17 protein-coding genes are annotated in these 20,546 nt (G+C 63.6%); 7 read left to right on the top strand and 10 right to left on the bottom strand.

The window, feature by feature from the left end; all coding sequences use genetic code 11:
* A partial coding sequence (locus V7116_RS19390; protein WP_324393620.1) for a response regulator occupies positions 1-451 on the bottom strand: 451 nt, incomplete at its 3' end.
* Positions 452-723: 272 nt separating this feature from the next.
* Here V7116_RS19390 and V7116_RS19385 point away from each other — a divergent pair.
* The gene (locus V7116_RS19385) at positions 724-1,203 is read left to right on the top strand and encodes a response regulator (RefSeq protein ID WP_324393619.1); all 480 of its coding nucleotides are present in this window, start codon (positions 724-726) and stop codon (positions 1,201-1,203) included.
* A complete protein-coding gene (locus tag V7116_RS19380; RefSeq protein WP_324393618.1) occupies positions 1,203-2,486 on the top strand; it encodes a sensor histidine kinase in 1,284 nt (427 codons plus the stop codon). The genes V7116_RS19385 and V7116_RS19380 overlap by 1 nt, the downstream gene beginning before the upstream one ends.
* A gap of 142 nt (positions 2,487-2,628) precedes the next feature.
* On the opposite strand, the gene V7116_RS19375 is transcribed toward V7116_RS19380, so the two are convergent.
* Entirely contained in the window at positions 2,629-4,317 is a 1,689-nt protein-coding gene (locus V7116_RS19375; RefSeq protein WP_324393617.1) for an ArnT family glycosyltransferase, read from the bottom strand.
* Positions 4,318-4,698: 381 nt separating this feature from the next.
* On the opposite strand from V7116_RS19375, the gene V7116_RS19370 reads away from it, so the two are divergent.
* Together V7116_RS19370 and glgP are read left to right on the top strand one after the other, a co-directional pair.
* Entirely contained in the window at positions 4,699-5,301 is a 603-nt protein-coding gene (locus V7116_RS19370; protein WP_324393616.1) for a c-type cytochrome, read from the top strand.
* Positions 5,302-5,530: 229 nt separating this feature from the next.
* Entirely contained in the window at positions 5,531-8,113 is a 2,583-nt protein-coding gene (gene glgP, locus V7116_RS19365; RefSeq protein ID WP_324393615.1) for an alpha-glucan family phosphorylase, read from the top strand.
* Between the two features lie 78 nt (positions 8,114-8,191).
* On the opposite strand, the gene V7116_RS19360 is transcribed toward glgP, so the two are convergent.
* The gene (locus tag V7116_RS19360; protein ID WP_324393614.1) at positions 8,192-8,839 is read right to left on the bottom strand and encodes a TMEM175 family protein; all 648 of its coding nucleotides are present in this window, start codon (positions 8,837-8,839) and stop codon (positions 8,192-8,194) included.
* A 191-nt stretch (positions 8,840-9,030) separates the two neighbouring features.
* Here V7116_RS19360 and V7116_RS19355 point away from each other — a divergent pair, with 191 nt between their 5' ends.
* Entirely contained in the window at positions 9,031-10,257 is a 1,227-nt protein-coding gene (locus V7116_RS19355; protein WP_324393613.1) for an FAD-dependent oxidoreductase, read from the top strand.
* 317 nt (positions 10,258-10,574) lie between these two features.
* On the opposite strand, the gene V7116_RS19350 is transcribed toward V7116_RS19355, so the two are convergent.
* Complete coding sequence (locus tag V7116_RS19350; protein WP_324393612.1) at positions 10,575-11,153, bottom strand: histidine phosphatase family protein; 579 nt, start codon at positions 11,151-11,153, stop codon at positions 10,575-10,577.
* 486 nt (positions 11,154-11,639) lie between these two features.
* On the opposite strand from V7116_RS19350, the gene V7116_RS19345 reads away from it, so the two are divergent.
* Complete coding sequence (locus V7116_RS19345) at positions 11,640-12,485, top strand: DUF6159 family protein (RefSeq protein WP_324393611.1); 846 nt, start codon at positions 11,640-11,642, stop codon at positions 12,483-12,485.
* Positions 12,486-12,501: 16 nt separating this feature from the next.
* On the opposite strand, the gene V7116_RS19340 is transcribed toward V7116_RS19345, so the two are convergent.
* Positions 12,502-13,113 carry a transposase gene (locus tag V7116_RS19340; RefSeq protein ID WP_324393610.1) on the bottom strand — a complete coding sequence of 204 codons (612 nt, stop codon included), beginning with the start codon at positions 13,111-13,113 and terminating at the stop codon, positions 12,502-12,504.
* 8 nt (positions 13,114-13,121) lie between these two features.
* Entirely contained in the window at positions 13,122-13,970 is an 849-nt protein-coding gene (locus V7116_RS19335; protein ID WP_324393609.1) for a hypothetical protein, read from the bottom strand.
* A gap of 208 nt (positions 13,971-14,178) precedes the next feature.
* Between V7116_RS19335 and V7116_RS19330 the strand changes: the two genes are divergently transcribed.
* On the top strand, positions 14,179-15,150 hold the full coding sequence (locus V7116_RS19330) for an ATP-dependent 6-phosphofructokinase (protein WP_324393608.1): 972 nt from the start codon (positions 14,179-14,181) through the stop codon (positions 15,148-15,150).
* Positions 15,151-15,284: 134 nt separating this feature from the next.
* Here the strand turns inward: V7116_RS19330 and V7116_RS19325 are convergent, their stop codons facing one another.
* The 4 genes from V7116_RS19325 to V7116_RS19310 form a co-directional block, all read right to left on the bottom strand.
* Positions 15,285-15,677, bottom strand: coding sequence for a hypothetical protein (locus tag V7116_RS19325; RefSeq protein WP_324393607.1), 393 nt, complete (start codon positions 15,675-15,677; stop codon positions 15,285-15,287).
* 275 nt (positions 15,678-15,952) lie between these two features.
* The gene (locus V7116_RS19320) at positions 15,953-17,527 is read right to left on the bottom strand and encodes a hypothetical protein (protein WP_324393606.1); all 1,575 of its coding nucleotides are present in this window, start codon (positions 17,525-17,527) and stop codon (positions 15,953-15,955) included.
* Positions 17,528-17,711: 184 nt separating this feature from the next.
* Positions 17,712-18,800, bottom strand: a complete 1,089-nt coding sequence (locus V7116_RS19315; RefSeq protein WP_324393605.1) for a Gfo/Idh/MocA family protein — start codon at positions 18,798-18,800, stop codon at positions 17,712-17,714.
* 12 nt (positions 18,801-18,812) lie between these two features.
* A complete protein-coding gene (locus V7116_RS19310; protein WP_324393604.1) occupies positions 18,813-20,207 on the bottom strand; it encodes a peptidylprolyl isomerase in 1,395 nt (464 codons plus the stop codon).
* Positions 20,208-20,546 lie beyond the last annotated feature (339 nt).

Here is a 20,546-nt window from a genome sequence, read left to right as displayed (position 1 = left end):
CGGGCGGCGCGGGCTTGGCAGCGGGCGGCTCGGCAGGGCGCGCGGCGGCTTTGCGGCGCTCGATGAGCAGATCCAGCTCGCGCCGCAGGTCGGGCATGCTCGGCAGCGGCTTATACATCAACTGGTCCGCCTGGGCTTCCGCGATGGTACGCGCCTCCTGGTCCGGGGACAGGTGGAACGCGGTGATCAGCACGATGGGGATGTCTTTCAAAAAGGGACTGCGACGCAGGCGCGCAGCGATTTGCGTGCCGCTCACTTCGTGCAAACGTATGTCGAGGAGCGCCAGTTCGGGCAGCTCGCGGCGCACCCGACCCTGGTCCACATCATCGATCCACGCGAGCGCTTCTGTGCCATCGACAAACGACACTCCTTTTACGCCCCACAGTTCGAACATGGCGAGCAGGACATCGTAAATTTCTGGCTCGTCCTCGACTACCATCCACGTGGACAACGGTTATCTTACTCCCTCGGTCACCCTGGGCGAAGCCTGATTGCGCGGTTACAAAGCGCAGCCCGGGTGGTGTCAATTGGAGATCGCAACTTCACGTGCAGTACACTACACTATAGGCAGTGTCGGATGAATTCGCAAGTCACATTTCTGCTTGGCAACCACCTCGAACTGCTGAATTTCAAGCGGTATGCTATCATACATGCTTGGCACGTTCGATAGGGCTAAAGTCAGTGGGTTCGTATTAATTAGACAGGGCGGGACGGAGGAGAGTCATGGGACTCTGGCTCGTGGTTGAGGACGAGGACGATATTCGTAATATCGTCAAAGTGATGTTCAAAGTGTGGGGGTATGACCCGTTGGAATTCCGTAACGGTCACGAAGCCTGGCACTGGCTGGATGACATCGAAGCGGGCACGTACAGCGGCGAATTGCCGGAGCTGGCCCTGCTCGATATCCGTATGCCGGGGCATAAGGGCAACGAGATTGCCAAGCGTATGCGCTCGCTGGACGCGCTGAAGTCGATGCCCATCGTGCTGATGACGGCGTTCAGCCTGACCGACGGCGAACACCAGGAAATGCTGCGTGACTGCGGCGTGGACAAGATCATCCACAAGCCGCTGCCGGACCTCTTCGAGCTGAAGAACCTGCTCGACACCGTACGCGATAAGAAGCGGCTTCAGGCCGCGCGCGCGCCTCAGCCGCCCGTATCCGGCGGCGATTCCAAGACCGGTGCGCCTAACGAGGGGGCCTGATGGCTGCTCCGCGCGATCCCGCACCGCCGCCCACCGGTCCGGTCGTTGACATGGTTCAATCGGTGGATGCGCTCGGCTCCAACGCCGGGCGGCTGTTCGGGCGGTTGTACCAGGGGCTGCGCCGTAAAAAGCAGGCCCCGCCCGCGTCCATGCAGGATCTACAGCGGCTAAAGCAGGCCGCCGAAGCTCAAACGCTGGACATCGCCCGGCTGAACGGCATCCTGGCCGTGATCAGCGAGGGCGTGATCATGCAGGACAACGAAGGCCGGATCGTCATGATCAACCAGGCCGCGCGGGACCTGCTGGGATCGGTGCGCTCGTTCTGGGAAAGTGACCTGGGCAAGATGTTTGCCGCCGCCCGAGGCCGCCGCGCGCTGGATGGCGAGATCACGCTCGGCGAGCCGCAGCGTGTCGAGGTAAACGACCGCGTGATCGGCGCGCAGATGGCGATTGTGGCCGATCCGCAGGGCAACCGGCTGGGCACGGTGCTCATGCTGCGCGACGTCACGCGCGACGCGCTGGCCGACCGCCTGAAGGATCAGTTCGTCACGCAGATGAGTCACGAGTTACGCACGCCGCTGGCCGCGATCAAGGGCATGAGCGACGTGATGCTCGCCGTCTCCGAAGACGGCCCGCCCAACCGCAAGTTCCTCGAAGCGATCAGCCGCAACGTCGCCGTGCTGGACCGCATGATCGTGGAGCTGCTCGACATCTCGGAGATCGGCGCGGGCAGTTTCGCCGTGCGACAGCAGGAAGTCACGTTGGAAGCGCTGATGTTCACCGTGCTGCGCGGCTTCGACGCGCGCGTGAAAAAAGCCAATCTGCAAATCGGCGTGATGGTTTCCAACCGGCAGCATTTGCAGATCGTCGGGGACGACCGGCGCTTACAGTGGGCGCTCGGCCACCTGATCGACAACGCGATCAAGTACACGGAGCCGGGCGGCGAGATTCTGATCCGCATGGGCCGCGTGCGCGACGGCTATCTGCTGCTGGAAGTCAACGATACGGGCGTGGGCATCAATCCGCGTGATCTGCCGCACATCTTCGAGCGCTTCTATCGCGGCGAGGCGGTGACGCCCTCCGGCAAGCTGATCGATCCGCGTGGATTGGGCCAGGGCCTGTTCGTGGCGCGCGCCGTCGCGGAGGCGCACGGCGGTTATCTGAGCGTCGCCAGCATCGTGGGCGAAGGCAGCACGTTTACGATGGCGCTGCCGCTCTCCGGCATCCCGGCCATCGAGCCGCCCGCCATGCCCGCCGCGCCCCTACCCGACGAAGCCGCGTAACGGCGGCGGCAGCATCACAGCACGTTTCGGGCGGATCGATGATCCGCCCGTTTTTTTTGCGCCCTGCCCCAGCATGCGCCCAATATGCATAGGGGCGCATTGCTATACGCCCCTACAAATTCCCTCGTCGAGCAGCCCGCCGTCACGACGCGGCGGCATCCGCTGGCGGCATATCCTCGCGCTTATCGTCCTTCTTGTCATCGTCTTTTTTCTCGTCGCCGTCGTAACGGCAGGTGTAGATGTCCGCGTTCTCAACGCGATCCACCAGCTCGCAGTAATCCGCGACGAAATGGAAGATCGGCTGAAGGTTCGCCACGTCGCGCCGCCCGCCCAGCGCCCACCACGCGATGCGCCGTTCCGGGTCCAGCGGCGGCACGCGCTTGCCGTCGATAAACGTCGTATCGATCACCATCACCGGCTTGTTACGTTCCAGATCCTTGACGGTCTGTTCGATGCGCGCCTGCGTCGGCGCGTCCGGCACGATCAGCGGGTAGCCGTAGTGGAAGCGCGTCGGGCTGAGGCGGCCCGCCTGGAAATTGATCCGCGACGACCCCACGCCCCACCCAAATACCATGTCGTCGGGATCGGTGTGCGCCGCCACGTATGCGGGCAGTGGATCGATGATCGCCTTCCCGGCCAGCTTGCTCTCGGAGAGCGAATCGATCGCCTTGTAACCCAGCACCTGGATCACGATGGCGACCGTCATCGCCAGCACCCAATAAATGTGCTTTCCCCAGCGTACCCAGCGCGTCCGGCGGCGTGAATCGAACATCGCCACCAGTCCGGCGGCGATCATGAACGACAGCGCCAGCATCGGCGACAGGAAGTAGTGCCCGTGGCTCTTATTGGTCGAGTTCGCCAGCGCGAGATCGGCTATGAACGTCAGCGCGATCCACACCTCCCACGTGCGGCGCGTGGCCGCTTCGTCGGCGTGATGGATGCGCCCGTTGAGGATCGACACGGTATGGCGCGCAGCCAGGGCCAGCCCGCCCAGCGCGAACGGCACGTAAGCGCCCATCGCCAGCCAGAAATTACTCGACGTCACGGTGGTGAAGACGGTCGCCCAGGCCGGGGTGAACTTGCGATCGACCCAGCGGTGGAACTCGAACGGCACGTTGACCATCGCGTCGATGGCGATCGAAAGCGCGCCTTCGAGCCATAAATGCCCGACCAGCACCACCAGTCCGCCCACGCCGCCCGCGATCATCAGCGCGAGCCAGCGCCAGCGCTTCGGATCGTAAAGCACGGGATGGCGCACCGCCAGCACGGCGGGAATCAGCATCATCGGCGCGCCGATGGATGTCTGCCGCGTCATAAAAGCAACGCTGGCCGTGATGCCCACCGCCAGCGCCATCTTGTCCGAAGGCCGGTGCAGGAACCAGTACCCCGCCGCCATACACAACGCCTGCGGCAGCAGCGCATACGATTCGGTCAGGTTACCGTCGATGATAAGCGCGGGATGCCGCGCCAGCACGGCATAGATCATCGCGCCGGTCAGCGACACCGTCGAACGCCGGTAGACCGCCTGAAGCACGGCAAACACCGTCGCCACCGTCGCCAGATGCAGCAGCGCGTTGGCGAACCACAGCGCCCAGCGATCCGGCCCGAAGATGGCGAACGCGAACGCATTGACGTAATACAGCGCGGGCGGCTTGTTGTCGGCCCAGACGTCCCGGTACAGGTTGACGCCTTTTTCGGCCATCCAACTGATGTAGGCGTAGATGCCGCTGTCACGTCCCTGCGGAATGGCGGATGGAACCTGCGGCAGCGCGGAGATCAGTGTAAACAGAATGATCGCTGCCGCTGCCCAAAGCAGCAGGTAGCGGTGCACGTAAGGACTCAATCTCGCTCGAACTATTGATAACAATGCGATCGACCGTACGATGGCTACGACAGAAACTCAACGGGCGATAAGGAGCATATGACTATGAGAACCCAGCGACACGTAACGGGAGGTATATTCGTGCGACGCTGGCCGGATAACCGTCCACGAAGCGGACGAACGAACAGGACCATTATAGTAAGATCCGTGCGCCTTTCCTACCGTCAGTTTCCGCCGCGTGCACCTGGGCATGCGCCAACGCGCCCTGTTATAGTCTGTTTGCGAAGCGTTTGACGCCATACGTCACCACACGCATGGTAGAAAGCGCATTCCCCGCTCAGGCGGGCCGGAACTGAGACGTAATCGTAATGGATGGAAGGAGTATTCTCAATGAAACGACGCTGGTCAATGGCATTGTTAGGGAGTGCGTTGGTGCTCGTCCTCGCCCTGGCTGCATGCGGTAGCGACGACGAGTCGGACAACACGGACACCGATCTTGAGCAAGGCGTCCAGAATCTGGCTACCGATGTAGCCGACACTGCCGATCAGGCGGGCGACGTGCTGGAAACCGCCGCGACGGAAGCCGCCGGAGCGCTGGAACAGGCCGCGACCCAGGCATCAGACACCGCGGCTGATGTAGGCGACGAGTTGGAACAGGCCGGGACGGAAATCGCCCAGACCGTCAGCCAGGAAGACATCGACAACGCCGATGCCGGTCACGGTGAAGAACTGTTCTCCGCCAACTGCGCGTCCTGCCACTCGATCGAATCCGATCAGGTGATCGTCGGCCCGTCGCTGCAAGACATCGGCAATGACGCGGGCAACATGGTCGAAGGCATGGACGCCGTTGCGTACCTGCACCAGTCGCTGGTCGATCCCGGCGCGTATGTCGTCGAGGGCTTCGATAACATCATGCCCAGCTTTGCGGACTGGCCGGAAAGCGACATAAACGACACAATCGCGTTCCTGATGACCCTCAAAACAGATTCGTAGCGCACAATCGACCTCATATCACACATGCGTCTTCCATTCCGGGGCCTGCTGCATTGGGTCCCGGTTTTTTGTTGTCCAGCGCACAAAATGCGTTTGTAAAACGTTTTAATTGGCAAAACGCACGCCCCCTGCTATGCTAAGCACGCCTTTTTCGACCCCCTGAAACCGTTTCCTTTGGCCGCGCTGCGCGGCGACAAGGGGCCGCCTGTATCTACAGGAGAGCTTAGACATGATTAAACCCGTAGCGATGGTAGATGTTTCACCCAATCTACCCCCGAGCCTTGAGCGTCTCCGCGAGTTAGCCTACAACCTGCACTGGTCCTGGGATCACGAAGCAATGGCTTTGTTCCGTCGCCTGGACCGTGATTTATGGGAAGAAACCGAGCACAACCCTATCTGGCAGTTGGGCCTGATCGGCCAGGAAGCGCTGGAAGCTGCCGCCCACGATGAAGCCTTCATGGCAAATCTGGACCGCGTCTGCAGCCGCTTCGACGCCTACATGAGCAAAGAGGCGCGCACGTGGTACCGCCGCCATTACGGCGAGTTCGACCAGCCGTACCTTGCGTACTTCTCGATGGAATATGGTCTCACCGAATGCCTGCGTAATTATTCCGGCGGCCTCGGCGTGCTGTCCGGCGACCATCTCAAGAGCGCGTCGGACCTGGGCCTGCCGCTGGTCGGCATTGGTCTGCTGTATGAAGAGGGCTACTTTCACCAGTACCTCAACGCCGACGGCTACCAGCAGCAGTCGTACCCGATCAACGACTACCCCAACCTGCCCGTGCAGCAGGTCTACAACGCCGACGGCGAGCCGCTGATTATCGAGCTGCCCATCGCGGACGTCACCGCGAAGGTCTGCGTGTGGAAGGTCCAGGTGGGGCGCGTGCCGCTGTACCTGCTCGACACCAACCACGCCGACAATCCCGACGGCATCCGCGACCTGACCGACCGCCTCTACGGCGGCGACAAGCGCACCCGCATCCGTCAGGAAATCCTGCTCGGCATCGGCGGCATGCAGCTTCTGGAAGCGCTTGGCATTCGCCCGACCGTCTGCCACATGAACGAGGGTCACAGCGCCTTCCTCGCGCTGGAACGCGTCCGCGTGATGATGCAGGAGCATCCCGGGCTGGACTTCTGGGAAGCGGCGGATGTCTGCGCGGCAGGCAATCTGTTCACCACGCATACGCCCGTGCCCGCCGGGTTGGAGCGCTTCGGCTACGACCTGATCGACGAGCATTTCCCCTACCTGTGGGAAGCGCTCGGTCTCACGCGCGAGGAATTCCATGACCTCGGGCGCGAGAACATGGGCGGCTTCGACCTGTTCAGCATGCCCGTACTGGCGCTCAAGCTGTGCCACGCCACCAACGCGGTCAGCCAGCTTCACGGCGCGGTCAGCCGCACGATGTGGCAGTGGGTTTATCCCGAAGTGCCGGAACACGAGATCCCGATCGGCGCGATCACCAACGGCATCCACATCGAAAGCTGGCTCAGCGGCGAGATGGCGAGCCTTTACGACCGCTACCTCGACCCGGTCTGGCGCGACGAGCCGGATAACGCGGCGGTGTGGGAAGACGTGGAGCGCATCCCCGACGCCGAGCTGTGGCGCACCCACGAGCGGCGGCGCGAGCGCCTCGTGTCGCTGGCCCGGCGCAAGCTACGCGCGCAGCTTCAGGCCCGCGCCGCAACCCAGGCCGAGATCGAGGGCGCGAGCGAAATCCTCAACCCCGACGCGCTGACCATCGGCTTCGCGCGGCGCTTCGCCACCTACAAGCGCGCGACGCTCATCCTGCGCGACAAGGAACGGCTGGCCCGCATCGTCAACAACCCGGATCGCCCGGTGCAGTTCATATTCGCCGGAAAGGCGCACCCGCACGATCACCCCGGCAAGGAGCTGATCAAGGAGATCGTCAAAACGGCGGAGCTGCCCGAATTCCGGCACAGCATGGTTTTCCTCGAAAACTACGACATGTCCATCGCCCGCTACATGACGCAGGGCATCGACGTGTGGCTGAACACCCCGCGCCGCCCCAAGGAAGCCAGCGGCACCAGCGGCATGAAGGTCATCTACAACGGCGGCCTGAACGCGAGCATCCTCGACGGCTGGTGGGCGGAAGCCTACGACGCGTCGCTGGGCTGGGCTATCGGCAGCGGCGAGGAATACGATCAGGAAGAATGGGATCTTCAGGACTACATCGAGGCGCAGGCGCTCTATAACCTGCTCGAAGACGATCTCATCCCCAGCTTTTACACGCGCGGGCGCGACGGTCTGCCCCGCGACTGGATCAGCCGCATCAAGTCCAGCGTGAAGAAGCTCGCGCCGTTCTTCAACACCTATCGCATGGTGCGCGAGTACACTGAAGACTACTACATGCCGTCACACGAACGCTTCCAGACACTCATCCAGCCGGACATCACGCGCGGCAAAACCTTCGCGGACTGGCAGAACACCGTGCGCGCGAAGTGGAGCAAGGTCAAGATCGTCAACGTGGACGTGAAGCCGGAGCAGTTGAAGGTCAACGAAGACCTCAACGTGCAGGCGTGGGTGGACCTGGGCGATCTGACGCCCGACGACGTGGAGGTTCAGGTCTATTACGGTCCGCTCGACAGCCGGGGGCAGATCGTCGCCGGGGAAGCGCGCAACATGCAGTACTGCGGCCCGGACGGGAACGGGCGCAAGAACGTGCACGAGTTCTCGAAGTCGCTGAACTATGCCAACACCGGGCGGCGCGGCGTATCGGTCCGCGTCCTGCCCCACCACGCCGATCTGGCCGATCCGATCCACACCGGCCTGATTACCTGGGCCACCCGGTAGCTCACTGCGCGGGCCACTCGCATAACGTTTTCCGTAGGGGCGTGCACAACGCCCCTACTTATTTCCCCGGCCTGCCCCCTACTGCCCGATCAGGCGATCCACGTCCCGGTTCGGCAGCGCGAAGAACACCGCCAGCGCGATACTCGCCAGCAAACTGACGAGTGGATGCACGAACGCCAGCAGCGCCGCGCCGAGGTACAGCAGCGGGCCGACGGAGTACTGCCGCGTGATGAACGCCACCAGCGCCGGATCGGTCTGCGCGTCGAACAGCCGGTTGTGATGACCCGCGTAGCGCCACAGTAGGTTGAAGAAAATGGCGATCACGAAGTACCAGCCGTTGTAGACCATCACCGCGACGGTCTGCTCGGGGTGATCCAGGTATTCCGCGACGACCGCCGTGGGGAACGGCACGAGGCTGATCCCGAACAGCAGCAGTCCGTTCAACAGCATGAGGGTGTTGTCCGAGCGGCGGATCGCCAGGAACAGGCGGTGATGGTTGATCCACATCACCAGGATGAAGAAAAAACTGGCTGTGAACGCCAGGTACATCGGCCACTGGTCGAGCAGCGCGCGCAGCAAACCGTCCTGCGCGACCGTTTCCCGCGACGGCACTTGAATCCCGAAGACCAGCAGCGTGATGATGATCGCCAGCACGCCGTCGCTGAAGGCCTCGATGCGCGCCGTGCCCTTGTCTCGTTCCGGTGATGGTGCGGATGGATGCGTCATAGGGTTATCCCAGGTGAGCCGGTCACAGTATGAAATATAGCCACTTTTCCCGCTCGTGACCCTCTCGTTTTCCTGATGCCAAACGCCCGCCCAACCGGTTCGGCTGTCATGGCGAAACGTTGCGGCCCGGCCCGGGATCGCTTAATATTTTGGACTTAAAGTATCAATTCAGCACAAAGGAACGGAATTGCATGACTGACGCAGCAAACGAATCGATTGGCGCGCCGCTTGAGACGATCCGCATGTATGGCGCCGCGTGGTGTCCCGACTGCCGCCGCGCCAAGTCGTTTTTTGGCGAGCAGCGCGTGCACTACGAGTATATCGACATCGAGCAGTTCCCCGAGTCCGTGGCCGAGGTGGAGCGCATCAACCACGGCATGCGCAGCATCCCCACGATCCTGTTCCCCGACGGCTCGATCCTGGTCGAGCCGAGCGACGAAGAGCTGGCCGCCAAGCTCGACTTGCATCTGGAAGCCAGCAAAGACTTCTACGACATCATCATCATCGGCAGCGGCCCGGCAGGGCTGACCGCCGGGATCTACACCAGCCGCGAGGGGCTTTCGACGCTGGTGATCGAAAAGAGCGGCGTCGGCGGGCAGGTCGGGCTGACGCGCCAGATGGACAACTTCCCCGGCTTCGACAAGGGCGTCAGCGGTGCGGATCTGGCCGACCGGCTGCGGCGGCAGGCGGAGCGCTTCGGCGTGGAGATTTTGCAGGCACAGAAAGTCGTTGCGATCGACGACGACGGCGCGTACCGCATCGTGCGGACCGCCAGCGGGCGCGATTACTGCGCCAACGCCGTGCTGATCGCCACGGGCAGCCACTACAAGCGGCTGGGCGTGCGTGGCGAAGCCAAGCTGATCGGCATCAACGTGCACTTCTGCGCGACGTGTGACGCGCCGTTCTACAAGGGCAAAGAAGTCTACGTGTTCGGCGGCGGCAACAGCGGCTTTCAGGAAGCGCTGCACATCTGCCAGTTCGCGGACAAGGTAACCATCCTCGAATACGACTATGAAGCGCACGCCAGCCTTGCCCTGCAGCAAAAAGTGCACGACTGCGCCGCCATCGAGATCATGACCGGGCAGCAGGTGAAAGAACTCCTGGTGACGCCGGACCGCAAGCTGGACGGGGTGCGCCTCGTGGACCGCCGCACCGGTGAGGAGCGCATCGATCACCCCGACGGCGTGTTTGTGTTGATCGGCATGGAGCCAAACTGCGAGCCGTTCAAAGACCGCATCGAAACCGACCAGTGGGGCTTTATCGTCACCAAGCCCACGCTGGAAACGAGTATGCCGGGTGTCTTTGCGGCAGGTGACATCCGCGCGGGCAGCACCAAGCAGGCGGCGTCGGCAGCGGGCGAAGGCGCGACCGCCGCGCTCATGATGCGCCAGTACCTCTCGCAGTTGGTGAAGGTGTAGCGGCAAGCAGTCGTTAGCCATTTACTCTAGAGGCCGTTATGCGCTTTTTGAGCGAGAGAACTAATTTCTCGCTCGTCCACTGATCTCATGATCCGTAGGGGCGGGGCTTGCTCCGCCCGTTTTTCCCTCCGGGGTCCGGCGCAACAGGGTTGCGTGGGGGAAAGGGGGCAGAAGTGCATAACACGCTCTGGCGAGGAGCAAAATCAAAGCCGTGCACATACGCACGGCTTTTTTGTCCGCAACGGGCACAACTGCGGCCATACAAAGTAAACACAACACGTTGATCGCTGACGGCGAACTGCTGGTGCTGGTCCTGGTTAAATCGTCAGCATATCGTGGCTGAGGTGCGGGATGTAATTCACCCCGCGCAGATCCCACAGCCCTTCCTGCCACGTCAGGTAGTGCATGGCCGTGTGATGCATCCAGATGTGCATGTGATGGCAGCGCAGCAGCATCCGCACCGTTGTCGCGGCGAAGCCCGTCTCGCATACCACGACCACCGTGCGAATCGAGGACGGGTTTTCGATCAACCGGTTGACCACGCGCCGCGTCTGTTCCGCGAAGCGCTGGTAGTAGTTGTCGTGCGGGAGAATGTAGTAGTGCGGCCCCACATCGCTGGGATGCACCAGGCGCGGCAGTTCCATCAACAGGTGGCGATCCGAATCGCGCAGGTCGTCGTCCACGCTGACCGGCGCATCGATGTAGCGGCTGAGGATGGACGTCGTTTCGCGTGTGCAGCGCGCAGGGCTGCTGACCAACGCCGTGATCCCCGGCTCATAAGCTCTCATCCACTGCCCAAGCAGCTCCGACTGCTGCTTTCCCAGTTCGGACAGGCCGTGGTCCTCCCCCTGGTCGCCATTCTGCGATTGCCCATTTCGGACCAGAATCAAACGCATACGATCCTCACTTTTTGCTGGCTAGCCTTCAGCGATGCCCACAAAAGTGATATTTTGGCCGTACAAAATTTTTATTCCTGAAACAAGGTAGTGGCTACTCTTTTGAACCGCGCTCCCCCGATCGAACATGTTTGCGCGCCAGTCGGAAAAAATGCGGAGAGCGAGCGCGTCACGACAGGTCGTGGCGCTGCCCCGTACAGCACCGGGCCGATCCACTACACAGGGAGGCTTTATACGTCCATAATACCCCAACCCGCAGGGTCGCAGGTAGTAAATTCGACGCGATCGCCGGGCCGGAGGCGCGGCAGTCGATCCCAGCGCATTATACGGGCAGGTGCCAGATCGGGCAATGTGGGTCGGGGATTCACGCGGCTGTCAGGTAAATGTCAGTCGAATGGTATCCACTATTCCAGCACAAATATGAAGTTAGAAGCATAATAAAAATATCTTGGAGGCAGTCATAGAGTCATTGCAAAAGGGGACCTCATGTTCACTAGACTTTCGAGAAGCTGGGAGCTGGTCAAAGCCAGTGCCGCGGTGCTGCGCTCCGATAAGGAGCTGATTCTATTCCCGCTGGTGTCCTTCATCGCCAGCGTGATCATCATGATCACCTTCGCGGTGCCGATGGCGCTTGCGGGTCTGTTCGATGAGGTCAGCACCAACGGGCAGTTCGGCCCGGCAGGCATCATCGTCGGCTTCCTGTTCTACTTCGTGATGTACACCGTGGTGATCTTCACCAACACGGCGCTGGTCGGCGCGGCGATGATCCGGCTGCGCGGCGGCGATCCCACCCTGCGCGACGGGATCGACATCGCCCGCACCCACGTCGGCCAGATTCTCGGTTATGCCGCTATCTCCGCGACGGTAGGCGTCATTCTGCGCGCCATCAGCGAGCGCGGCGGCCTCGTGGGGCGCATCGTGTCATCGGTGATCGGCTTCGGGTGGAATCTGGCGACCTTCCTGGTTGTGCCCATCCTGGTCGTGGAAGATATCGGCCCGGTCGATGCCATCAAGCGCAGCACCAGCCTGCTCAAGCGCACCTGGGGCGAACAGATCGTGGGCAATTTCAGCATCGGGATGATCTTCGGGCTGCTGGGGCTGGCGATCATCGTCGCCACCGTGCCCATGATCATCTTCATCGCTTCGGCTGGCTCGGTGTTCGGGGTCGTGTTGCTGGTCGGGATGCTGGTGGCGGTGCTGGTCGGGCTGGGTCTGATCAGCTCCACGCTGAACGGCATTTACGTCGCGGCGCTCTACCGCTACGCGGTCGAGGGCGAAATCAGCGAGCAGTTCGACTCGGACCTGATCGCCTCCGCCTTCCGCATGAAATAACACCCGGAACCGACGTTTAATCCATGAGGCTCCCGTTTGGGAGCCTCTTTTTGTGCGCTGCTGGATTTTCCCGGTCCAGCGCCCAATGTCGCGGGTTGAGCGCGATATAAGCACGAATGCGGCCCAGATCGTCGTCGCCCCGGATGATGTGCTCGTAATAATTACGCTGCCAGACCGGATCGCCGGGCGTGAGCCGCCTGCGGTTGATTTTTGCTGTTGCAGCTCCCTTGAACCCCCGCACGATTGCCCCAATGGTTTGCGACGGTGAACGGAGTGAAGGAACATGGTCGGCTGGCGTGTTTTTGTGTAGGGGCGTATTGCAATACGCCCTTACGGGATGCGCGCGATCCCCATCAATGAACAACACCGCGTGGAAATGGTTGGGCATGATCACATACGCGTCGAGTGTCACCTGCGGACGAATCGCGGGCGTTCGTAACCATTCATCCTCGACAATACACCCCAACGTATTCAACTCCACGCCGTCCCCGATCACGTCCCCGAACAGGCACGCCCGGTGATGGGCACAGATCGTGACGAAATACGCCCCACCCTGGCTGTAATCGTAATCGCGCAGTCGGATCGAACGGCGGTGAAGGTCTGTGAATTGCGCATCATGAGCACCCATAGACGCCCCTACGCCATCCCAGTTTCGCCGCCGTCCGTTTCCAGGCCGTCCTCCGCCGCCCCGGCGCGGAGCGCATCCCACAGTGCGCGCCAGAATCCGCCCTCGAAACGCGGCGACGCCCCGATCCCCTGGCGCGGCAGCAGCCACGCCGCCGCGATCCCCGTAAGGACCGCCCACAGCAGGATCGCGGACCCCACGATCACCGCTGCCGCCGCAAAAAGGCTGTCGTAGTCCAGCAGTCCGTAATGCCCCAGCAGGTTCCACCAGTCGTGGTGATCCTTGCTCAGCCCGAACAACAGCGGCAGATCGCGCGCGCTGGCGTCGCCAATATACGGGGCCATGTTCAGGAAGCTGTGCCCCACCATCGCCCAGAACAACAGCGAGGTGCTGATCTGCCGCCGCAGCACGAACGCGACCACGGCGGGCAGCACGAAGATCAGCGCCTGCCAGATCGAGCCGCCCGCGAATTGCAGCGTCCAGCCGAACGGCGCGCACAGCAAATGCCCGGCTTCGTGCGGCACGATCGTCAGCGCCCACACCACCTGCGCCACGACCCCGGATCGCGGCGCGCGCAGGTGATCGATCCAAGTCGCGGCAACCAGCATCCAGATGACCGTCTCGATCACGGCCAGCATGGGATCGGGGTGCCTCCGCACTGCCGCCCGCACGCCGAGCGCCAGCGTACGCGGCAGGCCCGGCGACGCGAGCGGTTCAGGCTCCGGCGCTGCCGGAGCCGCTTCATCCACCACGGGAACCGGCACGAGCGCCACCGCCCACCGCGAACGAACCTCGGTCCACGCCCCCGCCCCGATCAACACCAGCGCCGCCGCGATACTCACTGCCAGAACTATGCCCATCGATCCCCCTTTTCGTGCCGCGCGGAATCGATTGTGCATGGACCCGGCGTGCGGCGCAACCGGGCCGGTCAGCAGAAGGTAGTGCGAGCATGTTAAAATCAAGGTGCGGAATCGCATCCTGGCGCGTGGAAATTGCGTATAGTACTCTGGACAGCGCCAGCGGCGGAGATTCCGCCTGGCAGCGTATGGCAGTGAGGGGAGAAAAATCATGAAACGCATAGCAGTCCTCACCAGCGGCGGCGACGCCCCCGGCATGAATGCCGCGATCCGCGCCGTGGCGCGCACGGGCATCGACCGGGGCTGGGAGGTTTACGGCGTACATCACGGGTACAAGGGCCTGATGTCGGGCGATTTCCGTTTGTTGGGCGCGCGCGACGTGGGCGGCATCATCCAACTCGGCGGCACGGTGCTGGGCAGCGCCCGCGCGCCGGAATTCAAGACCGAAGAGGGGCGGCGCGAAGCCCTGCGCGAGCTGAATCAGCGCGGCATCGAGGCCCTGGTCGTCATCGGCGGCAACGGCTCGCAGACCGGCGCGTACGCGATGCACCAGATGGGCTTCCAGGTCGTGGGCATCGGCTCCACCATCGACAACGACCTGTTCGGCGCGGATATCACCATCGGCGTAGACACGGCGCTCAATATCGCGCTGGAAGCCATCGACCGCCTGAAGGTCACCGCTTCCTCGCACCAGCGCGCGTTTCTGGTCGAAACGATGGGGCGCAACAGCGGCTATCTCGCGCTGATGGCGGGCATCGCGGGCGGCGCGGAAGCCGTTGTGCTGCCGGAATTTGAAACCAACCCCGAACTGCTGGCCGACGAGATCCGGCTGGCCTACGAGCGCGGCAAGGCGCACGCGATCATCGTCGTGGCCGAAGGCGCGAGCCTGGACGCGCAGGAACTGGCGCGCTACTTCGCGGAACACGAGGAAAAGCTCGGATTTTCGCTGCGCGTGACGCAGTTGGGGCACGTCCAGCGCGGCGGCATGCCCGGCGCGTTCGACCGCACCCTGGGGACGCGGCTGGGCGCGAAGGCAGTGACATGCCTGGACGCGGGCGAAAGCGGCGTGATCGCCGTGCAGCGCGCAGGCGAAATCACGACCGTCAAACACGAGGATTCGGTCGGCAAGCCCAGGCCGCTGGATCAGGACCTGTACGATCTGGCGCGCGTCCTGGCGAAATAACGCGCAGCCAGCGACCCGCCCACGCCTATCCGGCGCTGATACCGGTCAATGTGCGCCCTGGCAAATCGTCCTGATGACGACCCGGCTGGGGCGCGTTTTTTACCGCCGCAGCTCCAGCCTGCGCGCGATCCCGCTCAAAGCGGAAAGACGTGCGGCAGCATCCAGCCGTAGACCGCAATGTGCAGCAGGTGCAGCACGGTAAAATCCGCGATGCCTTTCATCTTGAACACCAGCGCGGCCATCATTTCCAGGGCCAGCCCCACGGCAATCGCCAGCAGCAGAAACCGGGCTGCCGCCGCGTCCGGTGAGGCGCGCACCATCGCGCGATAGATGTAGTAGCTGACGATCCCGACGACGATCGTCACCCCGGCGTAAAAGATCGCGGTCTCGCGGCGCGTGGCGACGAGTCCCTTGCGGGCAAGCTGATCGGACGTGGTGAAAACCTGGGCGCGGTAATACGTGTAGAGGGCCGACACAAGCGTCAGCGCGGCGATGAGTACGGCGACGGAAACGAACGAGCGGGACATGGCAGCCTCCTTGCAGCTACGGTGAACGGTGCGGGGGGAGTATGAGGCTGGGGTGCACGCGGCAGCCACGGCTGTGTGTCTATTAATCATCGTACGTCCGCATTTCCGCATATTTGAAGTGACAAACGATATACTTTTGCCGCGCGGATGGACATAACACCCCACGCGCGCCCCTCGATCCCGCCTGGAAACGCAAACGCCCCTCCGTCGCCGGGTGGCAGCGGAGGGGCGTGTTCAGGCACTTCGCCAGTTGTCGGCGCGCAACGGGGGCCGATCTACGACTCCGGCCCGATAAGCTGATCGCGTGACATCCACCCGGTCATGCCCATACAGTCCACTTCGTAGTAATCGACGCCGTCCAGGCTGCCCGCGCGCAGGACCGTCACCTGCGTTCCGGCAAAGCACGACGCGTTCGAGAGCACGTACGGGCCGGGTTCCTCGTACAGCGGCGCCATGAAGGGCGTAGACGGCAGCACGAGCGTATCGCCTTCCGCGATGCTCGTATCCAGCGGCGGCTCCAGCGCAGACGCCGGATCGATGTCCGCCAGGGTCAGCGCCGGGTAGCCGAGATACGTGCGCCACTCGTTTTCCACGTCCAGGAACGGTTTGCCCGTGACGTCCTCTACCGCGGCATAGACGGACGTGCCCAGCCGCATCTGCTCCGCGATCTTGAGGTGCGTCTCGATGCCGCCGTAGTTCGTCAGCAGGAAGTTGATGAACGACACGCCCATGTCGTAGGCCAGCGCGTAACAGCCGTCCGCCTCGATGCGGGTCCAGCCGATTTCGCCCGTCAGCGAGGGCATGTCTTGCAGCGGCTCCAACGCACGCAGCCGCTCGTCGTAGTTGCCGGGGGCGAGCGAGAACCAGTCCGCCTGCCCCTCCGACCACCACTGCGGTCCCAGCGACCCGCCCAGCACGTCGAACTGGTACAGGTGTGTGACCTCGTGCGTCGTCACGCTGTAAATCGTGTTGATGCGGCGCTCCATCGTCCAGTCTTCGGGTTTGGTTGCCCAGACGCAGTTTTCGTTGCCCGGCGCGTAATCCGTGCCGCGCAGCACCTGGATGCTCATGCCCCATTCCGTGCTGGTGATGCCCGCAAACCGGTCGCTGACCGCCCCGCTGCCGACGGTCTCCGCCAGCGTTTCGCGGTCGGGGTACACCACCGCCACCGGCTTATAGCTCAGCGCGCGGCCAAAACCCGCCACGCGGCGCGGGTGCGTCGCGGCCATCGCGTCGGCCATCGTCTGCGCGACGGTGTCGGGATCGTCTTCCCCGAAGCCGGTCCAGTACAACACGACATGTTCGCTTTCCATGCGGAACCACTCGCGGCCCGTGTCGGCATACTCGACCGGCTGCGGCTCGGTATCGATCGAGTTTTCCGCCGCGTCGCGCACGCGCCAGTGGACCGAAATCGGCGTCCACGCGGGCTGCATGTTGCCCGTTTCCCAGATCCGCGCCACCCATTCCTGCGCCTCGGCGTCCCACTCCGCGACGGCGCGGTTGCCCGTGCCGTGCACCAGGGTCACGAACAAGATCACATCCTGGATCGGGCCGCCGTCCGATTCCGCCGTAACGCGAAACTCCATGCCGCGCGGATAGTTGGAGAGGGCCGTCGTCTCGCCCAGCCGGAAGCCTTCTTGCTCCACGGCGGGGAATGTCAGCGTCGCGTCCTGCCCGCCGACGACGTCCAGCGTATACGGCGTGTTCTCCGCCGGATAGGGCGTCGGCGTGGGAATGTCCTGCGCGGACGGGGCCGCGCCCGCCGGGATCGCCAGCCCCAGAATCGTGATCGCGGCCAGCGCGGTAATCAGCAGGCCCGAAGCAAAGGTGAATCGCTGTTTCCTGTTCATGCGCGCCCTTTCCATTCAGCGGATAACCAAATCCGATGGGTGCAAAACCACCTACGCTGCGTTTTGTAGGGGTAGGGCTTGCCCTACCCGGCTCTGTGCACATCGGGCGGAGCAAGCCCGCCCCTACGGCTGCGCGGTTGGTGCTTGTGGCTAACGGCTAATCGCTGACAGCTAACCGCTGCCATCAGGCAATCTCGGCCCGCCGCCCCTCGGCGCTGGACCGCCGCGCCGCGTCGAGCACGCGCTGCACGATCAGCCCGTCCTCGAACGTCGGCGGCTGCACCACCGACTGCCCGTGAATCGCGTCGATCATCAGCCCGGCCAGCTTGGCGAACGGGCCGAGGTTCAAGACGCCCTCAGGCACCCACATCGGCGGCTCGTATTCCGGCGGGATCGGGATCTCGTGCAGTGGTTCGTCGCCCCTACGGCCCATCAGCCGCAGATCGTCCTCGACCACCAGCGCGCCCTCGGTCCCGTGCACGGCCAACCGCCGCGCCTCACCCGCCGCGACCGCGCACAGGTTGATCACGCCGCGCAGCCCGTTCGCATACTCGATCGTCACCACGGCGCTGTCGTCGGCGGTCACGGGCAGCGTACCATCGCCGTCCGGCGCGGGCCGGTTGGCGTAGCGCGGCGACGTACTCAGCACCGCCGTCACGGCGCGCGGATCGCGCCCGCGCAGCCAGTGAAACGCGTCCACGTAATGCGAGCCGATCGCGCCCCACAGCCCGCCGCCCTGCGCTTCGTCGTACCACCACGTCCACGGGTGCGCCAGATTCCAGCGCATCGGGGACATGAACGTCGCTTCGAGCAGCACCGGCTGGCCCACATAGCCCTGATCGACCAGCACGCGCTGGTAGTACCGCGCGGGAAAGTAGCGGAACTCGTGATCGACCACGTGCACGCGCTTCCGGCGCTGCGCCGCGTCGAGCATCTGCCGCACTTCGGTCACGTTCATCGCCAGCGGCTTTTCGCACAGCACGTGCGCGCCCGCCTCGAACGCCGCCAGCGTCTGCTCGGCGTGCAAAACCGGCGGCGTGCTGATGCTCACGATGTCCGGCTGCACCTCGTCCAGCATGCGCCGGTAGTCGGTATACGCGCCCGGCACGCCGTGCTCGTCCGCGATGCGCCGCGTCTTCTCAGCGAACCGGCCACACAGCGCCGCGACGGACGTCCCGGCAAGTCCCATAAACGCGGGGAGCTGCACCCGCGCGCCGAAGCCGGTGCCCACCAGCGCGACACGCAGCACGTCCCCTCGGCTTTGATCGCCCATCCGCACCCCCGCCTACTGGGCCGCTTCTGTCGCGGCGGCGGTCGCGTCGGTCATATCGTCCGGCGCGGGTTCGGTCGCTTCCGGCAGCGGCTCGACCGTGCCCTCCGGCGCGGCAGCATTCAATTCCGCCTGAAGCTGCGGATCGGCCAGCCCCAGATCTTCGGGCGCGCTGGACGACGCGGGCAGCACCATGTTTTCCTCGACCAGCAGCGGCGAAACGTCGCGCGGGAGCGGCTCCTGCGGCGTCAGCTCGACCCAGTTGTCGTAATCCACCGTGTAATCGGGATCGTCCATCTTGCTCTCGACCCAATCGAGGAAGTACTGCTGACGCATCGCGTCGAGATCCTCCGGCTGCGGCACGTCGAACACCGGCTGGCCGACCTTCGCCACGTACCAGCCCGCGTCAAGCTCGAACGGCCCGATGATCTCGCCCGCTTCCGCATCGAAGACCGCGCTCACGACGTCGGCGGGCAGCGACTTGTCGCCCATACCGATCGTGCGCGACGTCTCGCCGTTGGAGGAGGTCAGCCCAAACGACGCGGCGATGTCGGTCATCTTTTCCCCGGCTTCCAACCGCGCGATCACCTGCTCCGCGTCGGCCTCGCTGCTCACCAGAATATCCTGCACGCTCACGCCAACGTTGACCTCGCCGGTCTGGACCGCTTCCGGCTCCTGGCCGATGAGGAACTTCAGCTCGTCGTACAGCGTTTGCGCGCGCACGATGTGCCGGAATTCTTCTTCCGACAGCCCGGTGTACGTCTTCATCTCGTCCAGGAAGGCCGCGTATTTCTCGTCGAACTCCGGCGGAAGCTGCCCGCCGTCGCCCACTTGCAGGCCCAGATACAGCGCGAGCTTGGCGTCGAACTGCGTCGGGTCGATTTCCAGCCCGCGCCGGATCGCTTCCTGCGTGGCGATCGCCTCGATCACCAGGATGCGCTGCACCTGCACGCCGAAGCTGTAGCTGTCGGCCAGGGTCGCAAACAGCGCGAGTGTGTTCTGATTGTCGGCCAGCGTCAGGTCGAGCGTCTGCTCGATGCCCTGCGACTCGACCTGACGCGCGAGGCGGCGCAGCGGCAGCCAGCGCTCGAACCGGACGCGCTTCTGGTAGTCGTCCAGCGTGATCTCTTCGGAGCCTACGCGCGTGATCGGCTGCGTGGTGTCTACGTCCGGCGAGGTCGTCGGCATCACGTACGGCATCGGCGTGATCGAGGCCGTCGGCGACGGTCCCGGCGTGACGGTCGGATGCTGCTGCGCCCACGCCGTCTGCGCGACGAGCGTTTGGTCCGCGCCGTCTTCGATCAACACCACGCCCGAATCCCCGGAATCCGACGATCCACACGCAGCCAGCAGCGCCACCAACAGCGCCGCCATCCCAAGCACGCCCCACACTCCATAACGACGTCTCATGCAGTCTCCTCACAAAAGCAGCGGTTAGCCGTTCGCCAAAAGCAAGAACAAAAAGACAAACAGATCGCGCCCGGCGGCCCAATTCACCGCTCCAGTCGGCGCTGGAACGGGAAGAACGGCAGGATGGCCGGTTTCGTCGGGATAACCCGGCGGTTCGCTCAGCGGGTGGAACAATGCACTTTAACTCTTGAATCCGGCAATCTGCGCGCTGCCCCCATCCCCTGGCCCCTTCCCCCACGCAAGCGGAGGGAAGGGGAACAAAACAAAAACCGGGTGGAATACGGTTTTCTCCCCTCTCCAGCCCAGACTGGAGAGGGGCTGGGGGTGAGGTCGCGGTGA

The organism is Aggregatilinea sp. (assembly GCF_036822615.1).
GTDB lineage: Bacteria > Chloroflexota > Anaerolineae > Aggregatilineales > Aggregatilineaceae > Aggregatilinea.
Note: the sequence above shows the minus strand (reverse complement) of the source record. Positions and strands in the feature narration are given on the sequence as shown.